This is a genomic window from Pseudomonas floridensis (genome assembly GCF_002087235.1).
GTDB lineage: Bacteria > Pseudomonadota > Gammaproteobacteria > Pseudomonadales > Pseudomonadaceae > Aquipseudomonas > Aquipseudomonas floridensis.
In genome coordinates, this window is sequence record NZ_MUIO01000225.1 from 1 (window position 1) to 1,672 (window position 1,672).

At 57.6% G+C, this 1,672-nt stretch carries 2 protein-coding genes; both read right to left on the minus strand.

All coding sequences use genetic code 11. The annotated features are described in order from the left end of the window. Positions 1-319: response regulator (locus BZK31_RS28435; RefSeq protein ID WP_157900830.1), on the minus strand; the 319-nt coding region annotated here is incomplete at its 3' end. Further along, positions 316-1,209 carry a sensor histidine kinase gene (locus BZK31_RS28440; protein WP_083186464.1) on the minus strand — a complete coding sequence of 298 codons (894 nt, stop codon included), beginning with the start codon at positions 1,207-1,209 and terminating at the stop codon, positions 316-318. The genes BZK31_RS28435 and BZK31_RS28440, both read right to left, overlap by 4 nt. Positions 1,210-1,672: the final 463 nt, after the last annotated feature.

Genomic DNA, 1,672 nt, shown 5'->3' on the forward strand with positions numbered 1-1,672 from the left:
CGTCCTTGAGCAGATAGCCGTGAGCACCCGTTTCCAGAGCGCGCATGATGATATCCGGTTCGGTGTGCATCGAGAGAATCAGCACTTTGCAGTCGGGCTGCACGGTGAGCAGATTTTCCAGGGCGTCAAGGCCATTGATGTCCTTCATGCCGATGTCCAGCAGGATGATGTCGGGTCTCAGACGTTGCGCAAGGCTGGACAACTGGCTGCCGTCGCACGCTTCTCCGACGATGGCATATCCGGGTATGTCCGCCACCAGCGCACGTACGCCGGCTCTGATCAGTGAATGGTCATCGACCAGTAACAGGTTGCAGGTCATTGTGGCTTCTTGTGTAAACGGGCACGTTCATCGGAACGGGGCGCCCAGGGAAACAAAAGGTCGATTCGCGTACCAAACCCCGGACTGCTATGCAGCGACCAGGAACCGTCGAGCAAGAGCACCCGTTCGCGCATGCCGGCCAGCCCGTTCTGATCTTCGCGCATTCCGTTGGCAGCCGGATCGAAACCAGCGCCGTCGTCGGCGATGAACACCGACAGGCCGGGAGGCTGGCGTTCGATGCGGATCAGCAGATTGTTTGCCTGAGCGTGGCGCAGCATATTGGTGACCGCTTCCTGGCAGATGCGATAAACGGCCACCGCCATTTCTTCAGGGATGCCGTTCAGTCGCTGTTGGCATTCCAGGCTCCAGCTGATCTGGCTGTCCGCCAGCGCCGTAACCAGGTGGGCGCGCAGTCCGCCTTCCAGCCCCAGGCTCGACAGTTGACGTGGATTGAGAATGGCCGAGAGGTCACGGACTTTGCCAAGGGTTTGCGCCAGGGTCGCATCGAGTTGCCCGGCGTGGGCGTCCAGTTCGGCAGGTAATCGTCGTTGCAGCCAGGCCAGTTGCAACTGCGCGCCGGTCAGCATCTGGCCGATGTCGTCATGCAGCTCGCGACTGAGACGGTGCCGTTCGGTTTCCTGCACTTGCAACATGCGCTGAGCCAGTTCCTGCGGTTGCAACTGGATAAGGCGACTTGAGCGCCACAGATACAACCAGACGCTGGCAAAGGTGAGCAGGTTGAGCGTCAAGAGGGTGACTGGAAAGGTGTCAGTGCGAATAAATAGCAGGAGGTTGCCCAGTATTGCGCTGGCGCACAGGACGCCCATGATCCACGGGGCACTGTTCGGGGCGTCAGGCTTGAACCTGAACAACCGGAGGATGGCATACATATCAATTCGCGCCACTAAAGGTTAATGCCGATAATCTGACAGTTTGATATCAAATTGATGTCGGATAACAAATTGAGTGACGGCTGGAGTGTATTCAACGAGGCTGAACTCGACACTTTTGATTCCTTTCCAGTCACGCTGAGAATGACGGGTCACGCGCGTCAAACAATCTTACCTTAATGTAGCGCTAATCAAGCGTTTAGCTGTACCTCATCCCGACAGATTGAACTGCAGGCGCGAAAAGCCACATAAGGGAATGGTGCCGTGCAAATGGAAGTGCTGGATAAGGGCGTTTGGTACGAATACACAAAGCCGGTCCGTTGAATCAGTGGTCGCGGGTTGGCCCAAGGAGAGCGGGCAATGCTGCACGGCTCGCGGATTATTCCCGGGCAGTGTTCGCAGCCTTGCCTGAAGCCGCCGAAAGCACGGCAAGCCTGGCCAGCAGTTCCTGCTGTTCTTCGCT

What these genes read in the sequence shown, in the direction of transcription:
- BZK31_RS28440 (WP_083186464.1), bottom strand. Translation starts at nt 1,209, where the DNA reads ATGTATGCCATCCTCCGGTTGTTCAGGTTCAAGCCTGACGCCCCGAAC.